Consider the following 16,636-nt stretch of genomic DNA (forward strand, 5'->3'; position numbering starts at 1 on the left):
AGCATCTCGAGGTTACTTGGGTATAAGTGCAGCCATACATTCAACTTATTGAAATAACGCGAGAAAAAATCACTGGCCTTATGTACAGTAAGTTGGTACAATACGCCCATTATTTAGACGACATATATCAGAGCATGACACAACGAATCGTTTCTTTTTTTGCTGGGGCTGGTGGCTTAGACCTAGGGTTCGAACAAGCTGGGTTCAATGTAACTTGGGCTAACGAATACGATAAAGATATTTGGGCGACATACGAGAAGAACCATCCTCACACTACGTTGGACAGACGTAGTATTACAAACATTGATGCGGATGAAGTGCCTGAATGTGACGGTATTATTGGTGGTCCACCATGCCAAAGCTGGAGTGAAGCGGGTGCGCAACGTGGTATCGAAGACAAGCGTGGTCAGTTGTTCTTCGATTTTATCCGTATCCTAGAAGCAAAAAAGCCTAAGTTCTTCTTGGCTGAAAACGTAAGTGGTATGCAGCACACACGCCATGCAAACGCGCTCAACAACATCAAGCAGATGTTTAAAGATGCTGGTTATGATTTGTATTACCAGATGATGAACGCGGTTGATTACGGCGCTGCGCAAGACAGAAAGCGCGTTATCTTTATTGGCTTCAGAAGTGACTTAAACATCAAGTACACCTTCCCAGAACCAATGGAAAAAACAGAACGTCGCACCTTGAAGCACGTGATTGCAGACCTTGATGGAACGGCAGTGCCTGCATTAGACAAGCAGAAGCCAAACCCAGATGTAAAAGTGCTAAACCACGAGTACATGATTGGCGGTTTCTCTACGATGTTTATGTCTCGAAACCGAGTGAGAACTTGGGATGAGCCTTCTTTTACCATTCAGGCTGGCGGTCGCCACGCACCGATTCACCCAGGCGCGCCAAAAATGGAAAAAGTAGAGACAGACAAGTTTAAGTTTGTGGAAGGTCACGAAGACAAATATCGCCGTCTGAGTGTGCGTGAGTGCGCACGAATTCAGGGCTTCCCGAATGACTTTGAGTTCGTTTACAACAATGTTGCAGCAGGCTACAAGATGATTGGTAATGCTGTTGCTGTCCCTTTTGCAAAAGCATTGGCTTTAAGCATTCAAGAGCACCTAGCTCAAGCAAAAGATCTTAAAGCTGCTTAACGAAAAAAAGTATCCCTAAATGCCTTTAGGGATACTCATTTCTTCTCTTTCTATTACTTCAATTGGAAGAAGATCCCCACTTAAGGGAACCTTCCATCGCCTTTCAATTAAAGACTCAAAATCACGCCAGCGATTGATGCGCTCATCAGGTTCGCCATTACGCCTGCTGCGATTGCACGGAAGCCGTATTTAGAGATGAATGAACGCTTCTCTGGTACGAGTGAGCCTAGACCACCAATCAGCATTGCCATGGTTGAGATGTTTGCGAAACCACACAGTGCGAAGGTTACGATAGCTTGTGAGTGTGCGCTTAGCTGAGACTTCACTTCCATCAGTTGGATGAAGGCTACGAACTCGTTTACCACAATCTTGTTACCGATCAGTGAGCCAGCCACAATAGCTTCATTCCAAGGAATACCTAGCAACCATGCGATTGGTGCGAATAGGTAGCCAAGTACTAGCTCGAAGCTCAGTTCCATACCAAATAGACCGCCGAACCAGCCTAGAATACCGTTTAGCATCGCGATAACGCTCACGAACGCCAATAGGGTTGCACCTACCGCCACTGCGATGCGTAAACCAGACATTGCGCCGTCTGCCATTGCTTCAACCACGTTGGTTGCGCGTGGCATTTCTACTTGGTCTAGGTCGATATCTGGTGTTGTGGTGTCTGTCTCTGGCATCATGATTTTTGCCATCAGAAGACCCGCAGGCGCAGACATAAATGCCGCTGCGATTAGGAAGTTAAGATCCACACCCAGTGATGCGTAACCTACTAGCGTGCCACCAGCAACCGATGCCAAACCACCAGTCATTACTGCGAAAAACTGAGAATCACTCATGTGCTTCAGGTATGGCTTTACTACAAGCGGCGCTTCAATCATACCAACGAAGATGTTCGCTGTTGCAGATAACGATTCTGCACGACCTGTACCTAGCAAACGCTGAAGACCACCACCGATTAGGTTGATCACTTTTGGCATTAGACCGATGTGGTACAAACCAGAAATCAGTGCCGAGAAGAAGATGATGATACCAAGTACGTTAATCGCGAAGGTAAAGCCGTTGGTCGCAAGACCGCCGAATAGGAACGCGATGCCCTCTTGACCGTAGTTGATTAGGTTAGAAACCGCGCCAGTTACTGCGTTAAGCGCTTCTTTACCCGCTGGTACGTAAAGTACCAATAGCGCGAAGATTACTTGCAGAGCAAAAGCCAAAGACACCGTTCGTAGACGAATGTTCTTACGGTTAGTCGAAAGCAGCCATGCTACGAATAGGATGGCTACGATACCAAGAATTGAGTTCATAAAATGAATCCGACAAAAGGGGGAACAGGAAAGGCGTCGGATTGTATAGAGCGTAAAAAATGCTGCAAGTTGGGGATGTTAACAGGCTGAGAATCTCGTCTGCTCACTCTTTAACCAGCAAAATAACTCTTTGAATTAAATAAAGATAAACGTTTGCCTAAAGTTATTATTTCCAAATGGAAAAGATGTTTCTGGATTTGGAAAAATTTTGTGATTCAAATCACCTTATGTATTCCCTACTTCGGAATCGAAATATACGGTGCTAATCGCTGATCCCAATGGCAAGGCGATCCGATCTTTTGTTTGATGAATTCGATCACTGCTGAGATCTTTTTCGGCATATGTTGACGGCTTGGGTACACCGCATAAAACGGCATGGATTGGCTGGCTTTCCAATCAGGTAGAAGCTGTATTAGTTTGCCTGAGCGGAATTCATCCCCCAGCAAATAAGTGGCTAAGTAAGCAATCCCCCACCCTGCGATTGCGGCATCACGCACCGCTTCTGCTAAATCGACCGAGTAGTTGCCAGAGACTTTCACGTTGAGCTCTTGCTCGCGATTGGTGAACGCCCAACTGGTGTAGTCACGCTCCCAACTGCGGTAAATAAGGCAGTTGTGCTGCGACAAGTCATTCGGTTCGGTTGGCGTATCGAACTTGAGTAAGTAATCTGGCGAAGCAGCAACCACAAATTGGCAATCTGCTAAGCGCTGAGCAATGTAGCCTTCTGGCAAATGTTCATTATTGGTGATCCACAGATCCAAGCCTTCTTCGAGCATATCGACTTTGTAATCGAACAAATGCACTTCGACTTGCAGTTGCGGGTATTTCTCACGAAGTTCTTGAATGGCAGGAATGATGTGCAACGTGCCAAAAGACTGCGACAAACCAAGACGAACCAAGCCGGCGACTTCATCACGCTGGCTTTCCATCTCTAACGTTGCACTGCTAACGGCTTGCACCACTTGCTCACAGTGATGATAGAAGGTTTGCCCGGCTTCGGTTGGCGTGAAGCTGCGCGTGGTGCGTTGCACAAGCTTGATGCCCAGGGAAGCTTCCAACTGGCTGAGCTGTTTACTGACGTGAGAAACAGACACGCCTAGGCTCTTTGCCGCAGCGGTAAAGTTCTTATGTTTGATCAACGCTGAGAAGATCACCATTTGTGCAGCACGTTCAGATAACACGCAAACCTCGTTTCAAATAGAGAAAACAAAGGGCTCCGAAGAGCCCCTTTTTATTCGTTTATACATTCAATCTAGAATGTGATGCGGTCAGCTAAATGACTTACCGCCAGTGCGAAGTAGTAAGAGCGGTTCCACTTCATCAACACATTGTAGTTGTTGTACACCAGGTAAGTACGGCCGTTCTCATCGTCTGGCATGATCAACCATGCTTTGATGTCTTCGTCCAGCTTAGGAAGTGGGCTGCCATCGTATTTGGTGATGCCAAGCTTGCTCCACTCTTGCAGATACTTACCTTTTTCCGCTTCGCGACCTTGCAGGTTGTGGTCAATGCCGTGTGGCACTTTAACCTGACGACCCCAAGTGAACTTATCATCCCAGCCAGATTTGCTTAGGTAGTTCGCAGTAGAAGCAAACACGTCAGCTTCTGATTGCCAGATATCCTTCTTGCCGTCGCCGTTACCATCCGCGGCAAAGCGTAGGAATGAGCTTGGCATAAACTGACATTGACCCATCGCACCAGCCCAAGAACCTTTGAAGTTCTCTAGCTCGATATGACCTTCATCTAGGATTTGTAGTGCCGCCATGGTTTCTTTACGGAAGAACTCTTCACGACGACCTTCAAACGCCATGGTCGACAACGCGTCGATCACGCGGAAGTTACCAGTGAACTTACCGAAGTTACTTTCCACGCCCCAAAGTGCAACGATAAAGCGCGGCTGCACGCCAAACTCATCACCAATGCGTTTTAGCTCAGCGTAGTGTTCTTTATACAGTTGCTTCGCTTGTTTTACCTTCCACTCAGGTACCGCGCGCGGAATGTATTCATCTAACGTCAGTTTCTTCTCAGGTTGGTTACGGTCGGCTTTGACTGCTCGTGGTTTGTATTCCACATCAGCAAAAGCGGCACTGATCACCTGTTCGGAAATGCCTTTATCACGCGCTTCTGCACGCAATTTATTTAGGTATTCATCAAAGCCATCGCTGCTTGCAAAGGCTGAAGTGCACATACCAACGCTGAGCATTACTGCCAGTATCTTTTTCATATCGCCCTCCTTGAGCGAGGCAGAATTCCCAGATGAAAAGCGGTGACGTTATTCGCCTTTCTGCTGGGCTTTTTGTTCTTTGTATTTTTCTAGTAGGTTTTCCGGCGGAGGCGGAACCTGTAGGAAGAAACCATCATTAATTAGTGACGCTTTCACTTTCTCGACATCAACTTGTGCCAAAGTACGACCATCAAGCTTGATTGTCATCACCGGCATAGGCTTACCGAACATCTGCATTAACGTGTCAGGAACCTGTGAGAAATCATCCTTTTTCGGAATATAGAGATAAGTGCCTTCTTTTCTGGAGCTTTTATAAATAGAACAAAGCATGACGAGCCTTTTGTGCTGATTTACCCGCTTTGAGTGCGGATTTTGTTGAAAACGTAAAATTCTCGCAAACTTGATAGCAAATTTGAGATTAATTCACTTATTTGCCCGCTTGAGAACTTGCTGCGCTAAAGGATGAAATATAACATGACAGACCTAGTTTAAGGCAACGCTCTTTCAATAAAGGCAAGAAGTCCACGATGACCCATTCACCTGACCTTAAAGGTAGCAGTTTTACATTGTCAGTTTTACACCTTTCTGACAACGAGATCGCTAAGACTGTCGAATTTTTGCAAGAAAAGGTTTCTCAAGCACCCTCTTTCTTCGCATCCGCACCTCTGGTTATCAATATAGCAAAAGTAGAAGGCGACATTGATTTCACCACACTTAAACAAGGCATCGCCGATGCAGGGTTTATTCCGGTTGGTGTGACTGGCTGTAAAGATAAGCGCGTTCAAAACCTTGCCTCAGAAGCGGGCTTCGCCATCATGTCTGCGAGCAAATCTCCAACTCAAGCACCAGCGAAAATGGCGCCGACCAAAATCGTTCGTACGCCTGTGCGTTCTGGTCAGCAGATTTACGCCAAAGACGGTGACTTGGTTGTACTAGCACACGTAAGCGCTGGTGCAGAAGTGATTGCTGATGGCTCTATCCACATTCATGGCACTCTACGCGGACGCGCCATTGCTGGGGCGAGTGGTCAACAAGAAGCACGAATTATTTGTCACGATTTACAAGCTGAACTGGTTTCCATTGCAGGAGATTACTGGTTGAGCGATCAAATTGAGAGTGAGTATTGGCAAAAGAAAGTAATGATCAGTAAAGCCGAAGAATCATTACATCTAGAAACACTCACGATTTAGTCTAAAAAGGAAATAAAATGGCACGCATTATTGTAGTAACGTCTGGTAAAGGTGGCGTTGGTAAAACCACTTCAAGCGCAGCCATCGCCTCTGGTCTGGCTCTTAAGGGCAAAAAGACTGCGGTGATCGATTTTGATATCGGCTTGCGTAACCTCGATCTTATCATGGGCTGTGAACGCCGCGTGGTGTATGACTTTGTTAACGTCATCAACGGTGAAGCAACGCTTAACCAAGCGATGATTAAAGACAAGCGCACAGATAACCTATTCATTCTTCCAGCTTCTCAAACACGTGATAAAGACGCGCTAACCAAAGATGGCGTGCAACGTGTTTTCACTGAGTTGGATGAAATGGGCTTCGACTTCATCATCTGTGACTCTCCAGCAGGTATCGAGCAAGGTGCTCTGATGGCGCTGTACTACGCAGATGAAGCGATTGTAACGACGAACCCAGAAGTGTCTTCGGTACGTGATTCTGACCGTATCCTAGGTATTTTGGATTCTAAGTCTCTACGTGCTGAGCAAGGTCTTGAGCCTGTTAAGCAGCACCTATTGCTGACGCGTTACAACCCATCTCGCGTAACACAAGGTGAGATGCTGAGCGTTGAAGACGTAGAAGAGATCCTACACATTTCTCTACTGGGCGTGATTCCAGAAAGCCAAGCCGTTCTAAACGCATCAAACAAAGGTGTGCCAGTGATCTTTGACGAGAACACAGACGCAGGCATGGCTTACTCTGATACGGTAGACCGCCTACTGGGCAACCAGGTTGAATTTCGTTTCCTTACCGAGGAGAAGAAAGGAATCTTTAAACGACTATTCGGAGGCTAGAAATGTCACTATTAGAATTTTTCCGCCCGCAAAAGAAAACTTCAGCGAATCTAGCCAAAGAGCGTTTGCAGATCATCGTTGCTGAGCGTCGTAGCCAGAACGATCCTGCGCCTTCTTACTTGCCTCAATTGAAAGAGGACATCTTGAAGGTGATCAGCAAATACGTTGCGATTGATCCAAACATGGTGGATTTGACGTTTGAGCACAAGGACGATGATATTTCGGTTCTTGAGCTAAACGTGAAGTTGCCAGAAGACGAGAAGTAGTTACTTTTCGACTTTGCTTGAGAGTCTTCCTCTTCGTCATTCTGGACAGCGAGGTACGAGCGCGATTCAGAATCTATTACCAGAGTACTCGGCTTGGTGAAAGAAGGTTTTGGCTTTAAAGCGGGCTGTCAGTAGATTCCTGGTCTCACTTAGGTTCGCTGGAATGACCCTGTGGTTTAGTCCTGCTAAAATGGGGACTCCAAGTAAAATACAAATGCGTGTTACAAAAAAGGTTGGCGATAGTGCCAACCTTTTTTATTTGGTACTTACTTCAGCACCTTATTCATCTTCTCGCCGAGCAATTCAAGACGCCAGCCTTGCATGACATCTGGTAAACGCGCTGGGTCGCGATCTTTCTTCCATACCCAACTGATGATTTGGTTGATCTGCTTTTTAGAAGCCAAGAACTCGGTCGCCAAGCCTGATTTTTGCGATGCTACCTTCACCACATCTTTCATGTTCTTGAAGATTTGCTTGTAGCCTGGGTAATCCATCAAACGCTCGATTTTAGCTGGGTAATCATCGGCAGGTGTTTGCTTTGCACTTTTCACGATAGCCGCAATTCGTGCGCCGTGGCGGTTAATCGCACGAATGTCGATGCCTTCCGCTTCCATCTTCTTAAAGCCAGTCAAACCAAGGCGAGCCACTGTCAGCAAATCACCTTCTTTGAAGATAAAGTTCAGTGCTAGGTCACGCTTAATCGCTTCGCGGTAGCGCCAAGTCGCCAAAGGCTTAAGAATCGCTAGTTCAGCCGGTCTTAGTTGCCATGCACCTTTGATATCTAGGTAGACGGTTTCTTCATTTAAGTTACGAATACGCTTTGATACAAGCAGGTCACTCTCTTGCTGAACCGCTTCCCACCAGCCTGCTTCGTTGACTTTATCTAATAGCTTCTCGTAAAGAGGCATTAGATAGTGTACGTCGGCCGCGGCGTAATCAAGCTGCTTTTGAGTAAGTGGGCGCGCCATCCAATCAGTGCGAGATTCGCTCTTGTCTAGCTCCACGCCTAGGTATTCTTCCACCAGCGTAGCAAAGCCCGTCGACAGACCGTGACCCAAAAATGCTGCCATCAACTGAGTATCCACCATTGGGAATGGTGTGCAGCCAAAGGCATTTTGGAAGACTTCTAAATCTTCACCACACGCGTGCAGTACTTTTAGCACTGAGGTGTCTTTTAGCAACTCGACGAACGACGTCATGTCAGTCAGTTCGGTCGGGTCGATAAGGGAAAGTTGTTTGCCATCGAAAAGCTGAATCAAACCTAGTTGCGGATAGTAAGTCCTGATTCGCACGAATTCGGTATCCAGCATAACTACGTCGGCTTCTCTTGCTAGAGCGCAGACTTCTTCTAGGTCTTTGTTTTTCGTAATGATCTGATAGTTCACATGCTTCTCGCTATAAAAAAATGCCAGCAAAACGCTGGCATTCTAACACTATTTGGCAATAAATGATTGTTGCACAAAGAAATCCGCTTATGCGCTCTTCTTCGCTAGCTCTGCGTCGTTCTCTTCACGCAGTACGCGACGAAGGATCTTACCTACGTTGGTCTTAGGTAGATCTTCACGGAACTCAACCAACTTCGGCACTTTGTAGCCAGTTAGGTGTTGGCGACAGTGTGCAATCACTTCGTCTTTGGTTAGGCTTGGATCGCGTTTTACAACGTAGATCTTCACCAACTCGCCAGACACTTCGTGAGGCTGACCGATTGCCGCGACTTCTAGCACTTTACCGTGCAGAGCAACCACGTCTTCGATTTCGTTCGGGTAAACGTTGAAGCCAGACACAAGAATCATGTCTTTCTTACGGTCAACGATGTGCAGGAAGCCTTCATCATCAAACTTAACGATGTCACCCGTCGATAGCCAACCGTCTTCGTTGATCACTTCTTTGGTCGCTTCTGGGCGCTGCCAGTAACCTTGCATCACTTGAGGACCGCGAACTTGAAGCTCACCTGTCTCAGTATTTGCTAGTGGGTTACCTTCTTCATCAACAATACGTACTTCAGTTGATGGCACAGGCAGACCGATAGAACCGTTGTATTCCACTAGGTCGTGCGGGTAAGCCGCCACCAATGGAGAACATTCTGTTAGACCGTAACCTTCTAGTAGGTAACAGCCCGTGGTCTTTTGCCATTTTTCAGCGACGGCACGTTGCACTGCCATACCACCACCTACTGCTAGGCGAAGATTGCTGAAATCTAGCTCATGGAAATCTTCGTTGTTCACTAGCGCGTTAAACAGCGTGTTTACGCCAGTAATCGCAGTGAACTGGTATTTTTGCAGCTCTTTCACAAAGCCCGGAATATCACGCGGGTTAGTGATAAGCAGGTTGTTGCCACCCATTTCAACGAACAGTAGACAGTTCACCGTCAGCGCGAATACGTGGTAAAGCGGCAGTGCCGTAACAACAAGCTCGCGACCCGGAGACAATACAGGACCATAAGCACCTTTCGCCTGCATTACGTTGGCGATCATGTTGCGGTGCGTCAGGATTGCGCCTTTCGCTACGCCCGTTGTACCACCAGTGTACTGTAGGAATGCAATATCATCACCAGACATAAATGGTTTCACGTACTGAAGACGACGACCTTTGTGCAGCGCTTTACGCATTGAGATTGCACCCGGTAGGTCGTACTTAGGTACCATGCCCTTCACGTACTTAACCACGAAGTCGACAAGAGTACCTTTCGCACGTGGCAGCATTTGACCAAGGCTGGTCAGAACCACGTGTTTCACTGGCGTGTTTTCTACGATTTGCTCTAGTGTGTTCGCGAAATTAGAAACGATAACGATCGCCGTTGCGCCAGCATCGTTTAGCTGGTGCTCAAGCTCACGAGGAGTGTAAAGTGGGTTCACGTTCACAGCGATACAGCCTGCACGCAAAATACCAAATAGCGCGACAGGGTATTGAAGCAGGTTTGGCATCATAAGAGCAACGCGGTCGCCCTTCTTCAGCTTAAGTTCGTTTTGTAGGTATGCGGCGAATGCGCGGCTACGCTCTTCCAATTTGCGGAAGGTCATGACCGAGCCCATGTTCATGAATGCCGGTTGGTCTGCGTACTTTTGAACAGACTGCTCGAACATTTCTACCAAAGACTCATATTGCTCTGGATTAATGGTTTCAGGTACGTCACTTGGATAACGTGAAAGCCATGGTTTATCCACGATGTTACTCCTCGTTTATAACTGGCTAAAAAATAGCGTCCTTTTTATTTTGAGCACTATTACAGCACAGCAAACGTGCTTGAGCACGTAACTCTCAAACACTTGTTTAAATTTTGTTAACTACACCAAGAATTCGCTTTGCGACCTCGAGTGTTTGCTCTAAATGGCAATGATGCCCACCCGCGACAGAAACCACATTCGGTGGATTTTCGCCCCAATCGACTTGGTTAGACTGTAAATGCTGAAATCCTTTGTCACCCAATATGATTAGGTGCGGACAGCGTATTTGGCTGGTGATCGAGTTCGCGTGGTCCTGTGCCATGCGATAAAGAGAATCGCACTTTAATTTGGCATCGTGTCGCCAAAACCATTGGTTCTCGCGACATTCAGTTCCGCGCTCTACGATTGGCATCAACTGCTCGGCGGTCAGGTGATTCGCTTGCATGCGTAGCTTTAACGCCAGATCGAAAGAAGCGATAGCTCGCTCCGGTTTGTTGCGTTGACGTTGCCGGCTAAGGACACCATCACGCAGTCGTTTTACGCTATTGGAAGGTTGTTCTGCGAGTGGACCCGCTCCTTCAATTTGCACTAACGCTTCGACCTGTTCAGGAAAGGCAGCACTATAGCAACTTGCGATTAAAGCGCCTAGTGAATGACCTACTAACACCAGTCTGTTTGGCGATAATTCATCCAATAATTGGTGTAAATCAGCAATATAGTCGTGGAAGGGGTAGTAATTGTCTGAGGATTTATGACTGGATAAGCCATGACCAAATAGGTCAATTGCCAGTAGATGAAGATCAGGGTTGTGCTGATGGATGGCGTTCATCAAGGTTTTGAAGCTACCCGCGTTATCCATCCACCCATGAAGAAAAACGACTGAACAAGCAGTCGTTTTTTCGTTTCCGATCTCTAAGGCTGCCATGCTCCCATTTGGGAGTTCGAAACGGCGCTCATTCATCACAGATTATTTAACCTTCTTGATCACCTTGCCATCTTGCGGGAAATCCGAACGCATCATGCGACAGTTAATGGAGTAACAAGGGTAGTAATAGGTTGGCGTGTCATACATACGTACACGCTCTTCAATCTTCCATAAACGGTAGCCATCGCCTTTGATGACTGGGAAGATGTATTGATGCTCGCCAATTTTGCCTTCTTCTTCGCCCGCACCTTTACCCACCACGGTAATGATTCGACCTTTACTGAAAGCAACTGGCTCTAAGTAACCATCAAAATAAACCGCGAAGCGACCCGTTGGTTCTTGATCGATGTCCGGCTTGCCTGATTTGCTGATTGGCAGATTTACGATCTCCAGACGCGTTTGGTCTTTCAAGTTATCCACTTTCGCGATAACACCACCAAGACGGACATCGTTAGCAGCCTGTCCTTGGTCTTCAGCAAAGGCTTTGTAATCCGTCAAAACCTGCTCGGTGCTTGCATTCAGCTCTTCAGGAAGAGAGCTACAGGCAGAAAGCCCGAATGCTGCGATAATAACCAGAAAAATACGTCCAGAAAGTTTCATAAACCCCCACTATAAATTCGTTGTTTTACACATAGATATCGACACCAAGTAACTGAGCAAGTTCCTCTTTCTTCGCTCGATTCATGACGTCCATATACTGTTCCATTGCTTTGCGAGCATGACCCTCGGGCAAATCATATTGCACTTGAGCGCGATGAATCTGAGACTCATCCACTTGCTTAATGGAATGCGCGACAGCGTTCGCCACCTTAGAAGGTTGACCAACGGGCTGCTTATCTTGAGCTTTCTTTACCTGCCCTTTTTTACCGACTTTATTAGTGCGATTTGCACCCGGTATTAACGCAGGAGGTAAACCATTGATAGACGCCATAACGCTCCATAAAAATACAGGGCGAATGCCCTGCACTTTGTCAAATCATTGAAAGACCGATTATTCGCGACCCGGAAGTTTCTTCCACGTCACATTATCACGCAGATAAACCGGGCTCGATTCTTCTACTGGAACTGTGTTGCCTTTCTTAAGCTCCTGCTCAGCAAGAATCACAATGTCTTGTGAATCAGGGTAAAGCACATCACCGCTCGTTAAGTTGAGTGGCAGTTTGCCAAGATCTTCTTGGTAAGCATCCCAACCAGTACCTGCTTTAGTCCACGTTTTGTCGTCTGCTTGCGCTTCTTCCGCAAGTCGTGCTGGTGGAATAACGCATTCTGCATCCACACCTGCCCATTCACCGTTTTCTTGGCGAGTGTAACGTGCCCAGTAAACTTCACTCATACGCGCATCAATCGCAACCGCAACATCCGTTGCACCGTGCAGGCGGTAGCTTGCTTGTGCCATCGCAGCCAACGTTGAAACGCCAATCATTGGTAAGTCAGCACCAAACGCCAAACCTTGCGCGATACCAATACCGATACGAACGCCAGTAAAGCTGCCCGGACCACGACCAAACGCCAATGCGTCTAGATCTTGTAGAGTCAGACCTGCTTCTTTCAGTACTTCGTCTACCATAGGCAGTACTTTCTTAGTGTGGTCACGAGGAGCCACTTCACTGCGTGAAATCACTCGGTCATTAACCAGTAGCGCAACTGAACAGTTCTCAGTTGCCGTATCGATAGCAAGAATTTTTGCGCTCATGTAACTCTCTACAATTCTTCTTTAATTTATTGATGCCACAGCGCATTAGTCTGCGGCAGGTTGTTCTGTTTTTAGGAATGTTTTGATTCGTTCTAAATCCCGTGTTCTTGGGATTGGCGGTAAACTGCCGAGGAAGATGCCACCATAATCACGCGTTACCAAACGGTTGTCGCAAATGATTAAGGCACCATGATCTTTTTGGTCTCGAATCAAACGTCCTACGCCCTGCTTTAACGTGATAACCGCATCCGGGATTTGCACTTCTGCAAACGGCTCACCGCCACGTAATCGACAGTCTTCGATTCGGGCTTTGAGTAGCGGATCATCAGGGGCAGTAAACGGTAATTTGTCGATGATAACACAGCTCAGCGCATCACCTCTAACATCGATCCCTTCCCAGAATGCACCCGTAGCCACCAGCAGTGCATTACCCAGTTCCATAAACTCGGCAAGGGTCTTTTGTTTGCTCATCTCACCTTGCATTAACACAGGCAGATCCAGCACTTCACGGAAGCGTTCACCAAGCTCACGCATCATGCTGTGTGAAGTACATAGAAAGAAACAACGCCCGTCGTTTTCTTCAATTACAGGCGCAAGCATTCGCACCAGTTTGTCGGCTAAGCCAGGGCTGTTTGGCTCTGGTAAATAACGAGGCACACATAGGCGCGCTTGCTTCTCGTAATCGAACGGAGATGGCAACGAAAACTGCTGCTTCGGCTTCAATCCAAGACGGTCGGTAAAGTGTTTAAAGTCACCCGATACCGCTAGGGTTGCAGAAGTGAAAATCCACGCGCCTTGTTTGATTTCAATTTGCTCATGGAATTTATCTGCAACCGATAGCGGCGTAATGTGCAGAGCAAAATGGCGGGGAGATGTGTCGTACCAGTATGAGTAACCAGTAATATCGACATCACAAACGCGATCAATTCGTCCTTTGATCAGGTTGGCACGCTCAAAGGCGGTATCCAGCAATTGGCTTCGACCTAGCGCCAGTTTCAACACATCAATCGCCAAGTCTAAGCTATCGGTTAAGCGCACCAATTCACGCTTGATCGATTCCGACTGCAGCGCTTCACGCCAGTTTCCACGAAAGCCCGGTTCACCGAGCACGATGCGCATATCCATCGCACTTTGCATCAGCTTATCACCGACTTTTTGTAGCTGGCGCATGTCTTTTGCTTCAGTGCGGTAAGCAATCTCAATGTCTTTGGCGAGCTCTTGGATCTGACGGCTAGAGATCGATTGTCCGAAGTATTCGCTGGCAATGTCTGGAAGCTGGTGGGCTTCATCGAAAATGAATACGTCAGCTTCTGGGATCAACTCACCAAAGCCGGTTTCTTTGATCGCGAGGTCTGCAAGGAACAAGTGGTGGTTGACGACAACAATGTCTGAATCCATTGCGCGTTTGCGTGCTTTTAAGACGAAACAATCGGTGTAGCTCGGACACTCTTTACCCAAACAGTTATCGTTGGTGGAGGTTATGGTCGGGATGATCATGCTGTCTTCTGGCAGGTCGTCACAGTCACCTAAATCGCCCGTTTTGGTTTCAGACGACCAAGTGCGAACCTTCACCAATTGAGTCAACAATGTTGGATCGGCTTCATTAGTATGGCTCTCGACCATTTGGCGGCTAAGACGATCCAAACATAGGTAGTTGGAACGACCTTTTAGTAACGCCACTTGTCCATAAAAGCCTAAAGCACTGACCATCAACGGCAGGTCACGATGATACAACTGCTCTTGCAGGTTCTTCGACCCGGTACTGATGATGACTTTTTTGCCGCTTAATAGCGCTGGTACAAGGTAAGCAAAGGTTTTACCCGTTCCCGTTCCTGCTTCAACCACCAGTTGAGTTTGGTCTTTGATCGCACTGCTGACAGCTTCTGCCATATCGATTTGTGGCTGGCGAGCTTGAAAGCCCGGAATGGCTTTGCCTAACGCGCCCTCAGAGGAGAATGTTTTTGCGATCATGCCTGACATCTGGTTGGAAAAATTGTCGAGAGTATATCAGGAGTTGAGCGTAAACATCAGCCAACAAAAGCACTAGGTTTTAGCATCGCGCGGATAATTTGTTGAAACCGCGCCGAGAATAGATTATTTATGAAGTCAGATTGCAGTACGATTCACGCTTCTGACGTGACCCTTTTATTCGTACGCTAGAAAAATAATGCATGGAAGTATCTGATTTATGGAAAAGAAAACACTGTTAACCCATTGTTCTGACGCACCGGGTTTGATCTCAAAAATCACCAATATCTGTTATAAACATCAGCTGAATATCGTTCATAATAACGAGTTTGTTGATAACACCAGTGGGCACTTTTTCATGAGAACCGAGTTGGAGGGTTACTTCAACGATCAAACGCTACTCGCCGATTTAGACCAAGCGCTGCCACAAGGTGCAAAACGCAAACTCATTAGCTCTCGCCGTAAACGCATCGTCATCCTAGTAACCAAAGAAGCGCACTGTTTAGGTGATATTCTGATGAAGACTTACGATGGCAGCTTAGATGTTGAAATTGCTGCGGTTGTTGGTAACTACGACAAACTTCAAACACTCACTGAACGTTTTGATATCCCTTACCATCACGTGACCCACGAAGATCTTAGCCGTGAAGAGCACGAGCAAAAGATGCTTGAAGTGATTGATCAATATGATGCCGATTATCTTGTACTAGCGAAGTACATGCGTGTTCTCACTCCGACTTTCGTAGAGAAATACCGTCACAAGATCATCAACATCCACCACAGTTTCTTACCCGCTTTCATCGGTGCAAAGCCATACCAACAAGCTTACGATCGCGGTGTGAAGATCATCGGTGCAACAGCGCACTTCGTGACAAATGACTTGGATGAAGGTCCAATCATCAAGCAGGACGTTATTCCAGTGGATCACACGTTCAGCGCACAAGATATGGCACAAGCAGGTCGCGATGTAGAGAAGAACGTATTGAGCAAAGCTCTGAATAAAGTGATCAATGACCACGTTTTCGTTTACGGCAATAAGACGGTTATTCTATAAATTCGTCGTATTTGAATAAAAGAAAGGGTTGCTCATGTAGCAACCCTTTCTTCTTTCTAGTCGTTCAAAGCTAACTTATTCAGACTGCTCAGACTCAACAATACGCTTGAGTGAATGCGGGTGCAGCTTGATACAAATGCCTTGATACTTAAACGCCACCGTTGGGTTGTTCAAGCGTTCGCCTTCCCCTTTCGGACTTGACAGTTTGATCTTCACACCCAGCTCTTCCAACTCGTCAAAACGCGCGCCAAACGTTGGGTAAGTGTGTTTCAAATCAGCAAGAAACTCGTCTGCGGTTTCGGCATGAGATGGAATCACGAACTCCACATGCTCCCAACTTTCGCTTGGGTAGATTTTGCCTTCCGCAGGGTATGGCAACTCCAGACACTCAATCTTCCAACCACGGCTTTCCAACGCTTTGTCGAATTCGATAACAATAATTGGGCGACCGTTGATTTTCGCTTGTGAAATCACTTTGCCATATTGATTCCAAGCCTCATGCGCAGCTTTCGCGGTTTCAGTATCATTAATACGTAACGCAATATGGTCAGCTTGAGCAAAGCTCAGATCCAGTTTTAACAGGGATGCAAGCTCTTCAATCTTCGCCATAAATGCATCCAGATCTTGGATCATCAATTCAGGCGCTAGGCGTTTTTCAACTAGTTGAGTCGTCATTGTGGCTCTCTCATGGGGCGATTTATCTCATTACTCTGAGCGCAATAGTAAACGCAAACCAAGCCACATTTCCATTCAATCGAAAAAGTATAAATTTCCCCAATTCCTCTCTGTATGAAAAGCAATAAAGTTGTTATCATTAGCCCCATTTTTGTGAACTCCAACAGAACTCGGCACTTATATCGCCGAGTT

Annotated in this window: 17 protein-coding genes; 5 read left to right on the forward strand and 12 right to left on the reverse strand. The window is 46.8% G+C overall.

Going from position 1 to position 16,636, the window contains the following annotated elements; translation table 11 throughout:
* Window positions 1-134 precede the first annotated feature (134 nt).
* Window positions 135-1,148, forward strand: a complete 1,014-nt coding sequence (locus tag ABMY42_RS10305) for a DNA cytosine methyltransferase (RefSeq protein WP_005446460.1) — start codon at window positions 135-137, stop codon at window positions 1,146-1,148.
* Between the two features lie 107 nt (window positions 1,149-1,255).
* On the opposite strand, the gene ABMY42_RS10310 is transcribed toward ABMY42_RS10305, so the two are convergent.
* The 4 genes from ABMY42_RS10310 to ABMY42_RS10325 all read right to left on the reverse strand — a co-directional run bounded on the left by ABMY42_RS10310 (window position 1,256) and on the right by ABMY42_RS10325 (window position 5,009).
* Window positions 1,256-2,455 carry a NupC/NupG family nucleoside CNT transporter gene (locus ABMY42_RS10310; RefSeq protein WP_005446458.1) on the reverse strand — a complete coding sequence of 400 codons (1,200 nt, stop codon included), beginning with the start codon at window positions 2,453-2,455 and terminating at the stop codon, window positions 1,256-1,258.
* Between the two features lie 236 nt (window positions 2,456-2,691).
* Window positions 2,692-3,636, reverse strand: a complete 945-nt coding sequence (locus tag ABMY42_RS10315) for a LysR substrate-binding domain-containing protein (RefSeq protein ID WP_017188388.1) — start codon at window positions 3,634-3,636, stop codon at window positions 2,692-2,694.
* Between the two features lie 71 nt (window positions 3,637-3,707).
* Window positions 3,708-4,679 carry a lytic murein transglycosylase gene (locus ABMY42_RS10320; RefSeq protein WP_009698569.1) on the reverse strand — a complete coding sequence of 324 codons (972 nt, stop codon included), beginning with the start codon at window positions 4,677-4,679 and terminating at the stop codon, window positions 3,708-3,710.
* A 48-nt stretch (window positions 4,680-4,727) separates the two neighbouring features.
* Window positions 4,728-5,009 carry a YcgL domain-containing protein gene (locus ABMY42_RS10325; protein ID WP_012127285.1) on the reverse strand — a complete coding sequence of 94 codons (282 nt, stop codon included), beginning with the start codon at window positions 5,007-5,009 and terminating at the stop codon, window positions 4,728-4,730.
* Between the two features lie 197 nt (window positions 5,010-5,206).
* On the opposite strand from ABMY42_RS10325, the gene minC reads away from it, so the two are divergent.
* From minC to minE, 3 genes are read left to right on the forward strand one after another with little or no spacing between them, the layout of a single operon-like run.
* On the forward strand, window positions 5,207-5,869 hold the full coding sequence (minC, locus tag ABMY42_RS10330; protein WP_005446451.1) for a septum site-determining protein MinC: 663 nt from the start codon (window positions 5,207-5,209) through the stop codon (window positions 5,867-5,869).
* A gap of 17 nt (window positions 5,870-5,886) precedes the next feature.
* On the forward strand, window positions 5,887-6,699 hold the full coding sequence (gene minD / locus ABMY42_RS10335; RefSeq protein ID WP_005446449.1) for a septum site-determining protein MinD: 813 nt from the start codon (window positions 5,887-5,889) through the stop codon (window positions 6,697-6,699).
* Between the two features lie 2 nt (window positions 6,700-6,701).
* On the forward strand, window positions 6,702-6,965 hold the full coding sequence (minE, locus tag ABMY42_RS10340; RefSeq protein WP_005437690.1) for a cell division topological specificity factor MinE: 264 nt from the start codon (window positions 6,702-6,704) through the stop codon (window positions 6,963-6,965).
* Window positions 6,966-7,231: 266 nt separating this feature from the next.
* Here minE and rnd read toward each other — a convergent pair whose 3' ends face one another.
* The 7 genes from rnd to ABMY42_RS10375 all read right to left on the reverse strand — a co-directional run bounded on the left by rnd (window position 7,232) and on the right by ABMY42_RS10375 (window position 14,718).
* Window positions 7,232-8,350 carry a ribonuclease D gene (gene rnd, locus ABMY42_RS10345; RefSeq protein ID WP_005446447.1) on the reverse strand — a complete coding sequence of 373 codons (1,119 nt, stop codon included), beginning with the start codon at window positions 8,348-8,350 and terminating at the stop codon, window positions 7,232-7,234.
* 87 nt (window positions 8,351-8,437) lie between these two features.
* Window positions 8,438-10,129, reverse strand: a complete 1,692-nt coding sequence (gene fadD / locus ABMY42_RS10350; protein ID WP_005437015.1) for a long-chain-fatty-acid--CoA ligase FadD — start codon at window positions 10,127-10,129, stop codon at window positions 8,438-8,440.
* A 106-nt stretch (window positions 10,130-10,235) separates the two neighbouring features.
* Window positions 10,236-11,090 carry an alpha/beta hydrolase gene (locus tag ABMY42_RS10355; RefSeq protein ID WP_050907762.1) on the reverse strand — a complete coding sequence of 285 codons (855 nt, stop codon included), beginning with the start codon at window positions 11,088-11,090 and terminating at the stop codon, window positions 10,236-10,238.
* A gap of 6 nt (window positions 11,091-11,096) precedes the next feature.
* Window positions 11,097-11,654, reverse strand: coding sequence for a Slp family lipoprotein (locus ABMY42_RS10360; RefSeq protein ID WP_009698574.1), 558 nt, complete (start codon window positions 11,652-11,654; stop codon window positions 11,097-11,099).
* A 25-nt stretch (window positions 11,655-11,679) separates the two neighbouring features.
* Entirely contained in the window at window positions 11,680-11,985 is a 306-nt protein-coding gene (locus ABMY42_RS10365) for a hypothetical protein (RefSeq protein WP_005437006.1), read from the reverse strand.
* Window positions 11,986-12,045: 60 nt separating this feature from the next.
* The gene (tsaB, locus tag ABMY42_RS10370) at window positions 12,046-12,747 is read right to left on the reverse strand and encodes a tRNA (adenosine(37)-N6)-threonylcarbamoyltransferase complex dimerization subunit type 1 TsaB (RefSeq protein WP_005446440.1); all 702 of its coding nucleotides are present in this window, start codon (window positions 12,745-12,747) and stop codon (window positions 12,046-12,048) included.
* Window positions 12,748-12,792: 45 nt separating this feature from the next.
* Window positions 12,793-14,718 carry an ATP-dependent DNA helicase gene (locus ABMY42_RS10375; protein WP_026000138.1) on the reverse strand — a complete coding sequence of 642 codons (1,926 nt, stop codon included), beginning with the start codon at window positions 14,716-14,718 and terminating at the stop codon, window positions 12,793-12,795.
* 217 nt (window positions 14,719-14,935) lie between these two features.
* Between ABMY42_RS10375 and purU the strand changes: the two genes are divergently transcribed.
* The gene (gene purU / locus ABMY42_RS10380) at window positions 14,936-15,769 is read left to right on the forward strand and encodes a formyltetrahydrofolate deformylase (RefSeq protein WP_005428723.1); all 834 of its coding nucleotides are present in this window, start codon (window positions 14,936-14,938) and stop codon (window positions 15,767-15,769) included.
* 75 nt (window positions 15,770-15,844) lie between these two features.
* On the opposite strand, the gene ABMY42_RS10385 is transcribed toward purU, so the two are convergent.
* Window positions 15,845-16,444 carry a VOC family protein gene (locus ABMY42_RS10385; protein WP_349266276.1) on the reverse strand — a complete coding sequence of 200 codons (600 nt, stop codon included), beginning with the start codon at window positions 16,442-16,444 and terminating at the stop codon, window positions 15,845-15,847.
* Between the last annotated feature and the right edge of the window lie 192 nt (window positions 16,445-16,636).

This window comes from Vibrio sp. SSH13-20 (assembly GCF_040104475.1).
Lineage (GTDB): Bacteria > Pseudomonadota > Gammaproteobacteria > Enterobacterales > Vibrionaceae > Vibrio > Vibrio harveyi.